This is a genomic window from Candidatus Saccharibacteria bacterium (assembly GCA_017983775.1).
In the GTDB taxonomy this organism is placed as follows: domain Bacteria; phylum Patescibacteriota; class Saccharimonadia; order JAGOAT01; family JAGOAT01; genus JAGOAT01.
On the sequence record JAGOAT010000037.1, the window covers coordinates 1 to 5,361 of the forward strand.

A 5,361-nucleotide genomic window follows, 5' to 3' on the forward strand; every position below is an offset into this window, starting at 1 on the left:
GGTTTGTTTTGATCGGTCGTGGGATTTATGCATTAGCTGAATGGGGGTATAAGGCTGGGACAGTAGCTGATGTAATAGGCCAGGTGCTTGCTGATGCTAGACCTCATAAGAAATCTGAGATTGTTAAGCAGGTTTTATCTGTGCGTAAGGTCAAGGCTTCAACAGTGTCATTGAATCTTCAAAATAATAAAGCCTTTAAGAGGCTACCTGATGATTATTATCAACTAGCTTAGGATTCATGTTGCTCATGGAGGAGGAGTAGCGAGATGATCGAGGGTATACTTAACTTTTTTTTGGTAGTTTTGATCAAGTACTATGGCTGGTTGCCGTTGGCTGGTTTTTTGGTTTGGCGAATTATTGTTCAAAATCGTCAGATTAGGCTAGTAGAAGATCAGGATTATATAATATTACAAATCATTATTCCTAGAGAGAACGATAAGGCTGAATTGGCTGCCGAACAAATGTTTGCTAGTCTACATGGGATACTTAGAAGTAAGGCTGAACTCAGGTCAGGACTGGCTGTCCAAGAGTCATTGAGCTTTGAGATAGTTGGGACTAAGAATATTTATTTTTATTTACGTTGCCCAGAGAAGCTGGAACATTATGCTACAGGTCAAATCTATGCTCAGTACCCAAATGTCCAGATTATTAAACATCAGACAGATTATCTAGACGGGATGAAGGGTGAGGTAGTTGGCAGTGAGATAGTTTTGAAGAATAGCCAATTCTTGCCAATTAAAACCTTTAGTAACTTTGAGGTAGATCCGATATCTGGCATCACTTCCGTGTTAGCAAGCCTTGAACCAGATCAAAACCTTGCAATCCAGATGATCATCAGACCAGTTTCAGATGATTGGCATCATCAAAGTCAACAGGAAATTAATAAAATTAGATCTGGGAGGCCTTTGATTAGCAACTTTACCAATTTGCCAGCAGGATTAATGGCTTGGGTTAGAGATTTATTTCATGCATTACTGGTGGGACCAGTTTCGATTGATGACTCTGGTAAATCAGATAAACTTTCTAGTTTGGCTACCAGTCAGATCTCAGGGATAGAAGAAAAGGCTACTAAGCTAGGGTTTCAAGTGATGATTCGGGCAATTTATATTGGTGATCAGGTTCTTGCTCAAACTAAGCTTCAGGCTTTATATGGAAGCTTTAAGCAGTTTAATACACAGCTTAATGGGTTTAGGGCTGGCTCAACTAAGAGGGGAGATCAGTACCACCAAGATTTTAAAAATCGAGTTTTTGATACAAGGTATAGTTATATTCTCAATACTGAAGAATTAGCAAGCCTCTTCCATTTTCCTCATACCTCAGTAGAGACTCCAAACTTAGCTTGGACGGGTAGTAAACAGGCGGAACCGCCACAGACCTTGCCTGTAGTAAATCAAGCTCATCAAGCAGACACTAGCTTGATCGGTCAAACCATGTTTCGTCAACATAATACTAAGTTTGGGATTAAGAGGTCAGATCGAGCTAGGCATCTCTATGTGATAGGGAAGAGCGGTTCGGGTAAATCATATTTACTAACCTTGCTAGCCATTTCTGATATCTATCACAACCAAGGGTTTGCAATTATTGATCCCCACGGAGAACTAGCTAGGGACGTGATGAGTTACATTCCACAAGAAAGACTGGATGACGTAGTGTATTTTAATCCAGCAGATCGAGAGAATCCAGTAGCCTTCAATCCTATGGAGGTTACTAATCCTAACTTTAGGCCACATATAGCTTCTGAGGTCATCGGGGTGTTACATAAGATATTTGCTGATTCTTGGGGGCCTAGATTGGAGCATATTCTGCGCTATTGCTTGCTTGCTTTATTGGAATACCCGGATGCTACGATGCTGGGAATAGTCAGGATGTTGACAGATGCTAAATATCGCAAGAAAGTAGTAGATAACGTCAGTGATCCGGTGGTCAAAGCTTTTTGGGTCAATGAGTTTGCTACCTGGGATCAGAGGTTTGCATCAGAAGCAACCTCTTCTATCTTGAATAAGGTAGGAGCATTTACTGCTAACCCTTTGATTCGTAATGTTTTAGGACAGCCAAAATCCAGCTTTGACATTAGGCAAATTATGGACCAAGGCAAGATTTTGATCGTAGATTTATCTCGAGGTCTAATCGGGGAAGATAATGCTAGTATCTTAGGTGCATTGATGATTACGAAGATTCAGTTGGCGGCAATGAGTAGAGCAGATACTTTGCCGGCCAATCGGCGACCTTTCTATCTGTATGTTGATGAATTTCAAAATTTTGCGACTGAATCATTTGCAGTAATTCTCTCAGAGGCCAGAAAGTATGCATTGAATTTAACAGTGGCTAATCAATATGTTTCTCAGATGAGGGACGAGGTTAGGGATGCAGTATTTGGCAATGTGGGTTCAATGATTACTTTTCGAGTTGGTGCTGATGATGCAGAGTATCTGAGCAAATATTTCAAGCCAGTATTTAGTGCGGAAGATTTAGTCAATCTTGATATTAGAAATATTTATATTGCAATGAGTATTGATGGTCAGACTACCTTGCCATTTAGCGCCAAGACTCTAGATGTACCAAGTCCAACTTCTGATTTAAGCAATAATATAATAGATTTGTCAAGACAAAAGTATTCAAGCAGAAGGGAAGAAGTAGAGTCCAGTATCCTCGATTGGTCTAATCTAGGTAGTGCATCATCCAGACCAGAGACAAGTTCTTTGCAGGGAATATTGGAGAGAAGAAGGGAGCAAAATAAGAATAATAACAAGCAGTTAATTAGTAATGGTAATAAAATTCCTGAGCCAAAAAGATATTCCCGATAAGATTTAAAGATGTAACATGAAGAGTTAATCAATCCATATAATATTTCAGCAGAATTAATCTAGTGGATTGTCTGATTGTTCGTTTACAATAAAAAAACGGCATTGCCTGTGGAAAACTTTCTACTTAGTCGCAAAATATACATTGTGCGACTAAGGCAATATCTTGGGTTAGGTCAGTAGTAATATACTCTATTTGGAATTCTAAGATCAATATATTGGCGAATTTGCTCTATTGGTTTATCTCTAAGGACTTTAAGTAAGTTCTCGATTTGGACTTCTGCACTTCTAGAGCTATTAAATCGAATTTCTACTGTGTGGTTTGTTTGAACTATCAATTCTTCAATGCTTTCTTCGATATTGTATTTTTCAAAATCAACAAAATCTAGCTGTTCTTGATCGGCTTTATTTAATTGATTGATAAACTCGATAAATTGGTCGGTTGTTACTTGTTGCCCAAGGCTGATTGGCAGATTGGTTTTATCAAATACTTCTATCAATCCATTAAGTTCGGTTTTTGTATGGATAAGGTTGATTGATCGACCATTGGCATCAAGGGTATAACTCTGATTGCCACTTGTCCAGATTAATTCAGCTGGGTTTTGTTTAAAACCGATAGTGATAGTTTGGTTTCTATAATCCTTCTGACAGTTGACACCTGAATAGATTGGGTAGATTTCACCAATGATGCTGGATAGTTTATTACAACTAAAGGTCAAAATATTGCCATTAATAAAGTTATAATTCTTATCGGCTAACTTTTGAAGGTCAGTTTGGGTAATTGCGAGTTCTGATTGAGTTAATTTATAGGCTTTAATCTTGATAATTTGATAGAATAACACTACAAAAGCAATAGCCACTATGGTAGTAATAACTAATCTATTTCTCTTGGGCTGGTTGGTTTTGCGAGTCTTTTTACTAATAGCAATATTATTTTTGCGATAATTGCCAGATTGATGATGAACTGTTCTTTGGTAGCGTCTCATGCCTTAGTATATTTGGAGATATTAATGAGGATACCGATAGCAATTAGATTAATAATTAGGTTACTCCCACCATAGCTAATGAAAGGTAGAGGAATCCCCGTCAATGGTACCAGGCCAACCATTGCACCAATATTCATCAGGGTCTGCAGGGCAATCCAAGAGATAATTCCAATGACCATGAATTGGGAGAAATTATCAGGGGCTTTGGTGATTAGTCGAGTGGTACGCAGAATTAAAAAGATAAATAAAGCCCCAATGATTAATGAGCCAACTAAGCCTAATTGCTCACCAATTACTGCAAATATTGAGTCTGTATGGGCTTCTGGTAGATAGCCAAAGATTTGAATACTGTTTCCTAGCCCTCGTCCAGTAATGCTACCAGATCCGAGGGCAATCAAGGCTTGCTGTATATGGTACCCTGCTCCACTTGGATCATTGCTCTCTCCTAGAAAGGTTAATACTCGCTGTAGTCTAAAGGGTTCAATGGCAATCATCATCACGACTCCAGATAATAGTATGCCAATAATTAGAATCACTTCTCGTATTTTGGCTCCACTAAGCCAATATATACTAAGTATTTCAAGTATTAAAATTAAGCTACTGCCCAAATCTCTTTGCAATAAAGTAACCAGTAAGAAAACCATTATAATGCTTATTAAAGTAATCCAGGTTTTCTGTCCAGGATTCCTTGATAATTGTCTGGCTAGGTAGATAATTATCGCTAATTTGAATATCTCAGTTGGCTGAAGATTGATTGGACCAATTGCAATCCATCGAGTTGCGCCGTTGACGGTCTGAGCTAAGCCATCAATTAGTAAACTAAGGATTAGGATCACTGATATGCCTAGAATTGGTAAGGCGAATTTTTGATAATATTTATAATTTATTTGGCTAGCAATTAGCATTCCAGCTAATCCAATTATCAGACTAATTACTTGACGACTAAAATAGATATTAGTTTGATCCAACCCAGATGTTAGATTGAATCTAATATTTGAGCCAATAGAGTAAATAACAGTTAGTCCAATAGAGGTTAGGATCAGTGCAAGAATTGCAATTAAATAGTCAGGTTTGTGACGAATTATTCGAGACTTCTTAGATGGTTGCAGCATCACTAGATCAGGCTTAAAATAATCCCTAGCATGGCACTAATAGCTCCAATAATCCAAAAACGCATAGTTACCTTGGTTTCTGGCCAGCCAACTGCTTCAAAATGATGGTGTAAAGGTGCCAATCTAAAAACCTTTTTATTAAAAAGCCTTTTGGATCCTATCTGAATAATGCTTGAAAGTGTCTCAATCACAAAGACAAATCCAATAATTGGCAATAAAAAGAGACTATCAGTCAGCATGGCAATAATTCCCAGACTAGTTCCAAGGCTAAATGAGCCAATATCCCCCATGAAAAACCTAGCCGGGTAAATACTAAACCAAGTATAGGCTAGAGATGCTCCGGTTAGTGCAGCACAGAAAACAGCTAGCCCAATCTGGCCTCTCAATAAAGCAATGATACTAAAACTTGTAAAGGCCATACAGAGTAGACCTCCAGACAGTCCATCTAATCCATCACTGATA

At 38.3% G+C, this 5,361-nt stretch carries 5 protein-coding genes; 2 read left to right on the plus strand and 3 right to left on the minus strand.

Translation table 11 applies throughout. The features are described 5' to 3' along the window. The coding region (locus tag KA531_03950) for a hypothetical protein (GenBank protein ID MBP6006020.1) at positions 1-233 on the plus strand (233 nt) is incomplete at its 5' end. A gap of 33 nt (positions 234-266) precedes the next feature. Further along, the gene (locus tag KA531_03955; GenBank protein ID MBP6006021.1) at positions 267-2,804 is read left to right on the plus strand and encodes a type IV secretory system conjugative DNA transfer family protein; all 2,538 of its coding nucleotides are present in this window, start codon (positions 267-269) and stop codon (positions 2,802-2,804) included. A gap of 173 nt (positions 2,805-2,977) precedes the next feature. Here KA531_03955 and KA531_03960 read toward each other — a convergent pair whose 3' ends face one another. The 3 genes from KA531_03960 to KA531_03970 form a co-directional block, all read right to left on the minus strand. Then, positions 2,978-3,787, minus strand: coding sequence for a hypothetical protein (locus tag KA531_03960; GenBank protein MBP6006022.1), 810 nt, complete (start codon positions 3,785-3,787; stop codon positions 2,978-2,980). Beyond that, positions 3,784-4,899 (minus strand): cell division protein FtsW, encoded by a 1,116-nt coding sequence (locus KA531_03965; protein MBP6006023.1) that lies wholly within the window; start codon positions 4,897-4,899, stop codon positions 3,784-3,786. The genes KA531_03960 and KA531_03965 overlap by 4 nt, the downstream gene beginning before the upstream one ends. 2 nt (positions 4,900-4,901) lie before the next feature. Then, on the minus strand, positions 4,902-5,361 hold a 460-nt coding region (locus KA531_03970; GenBank protein ID MBP6006024.1), incomplete at its 5' end, for a phospho-N-acetylmuramoyl-pentapeptide-transferase.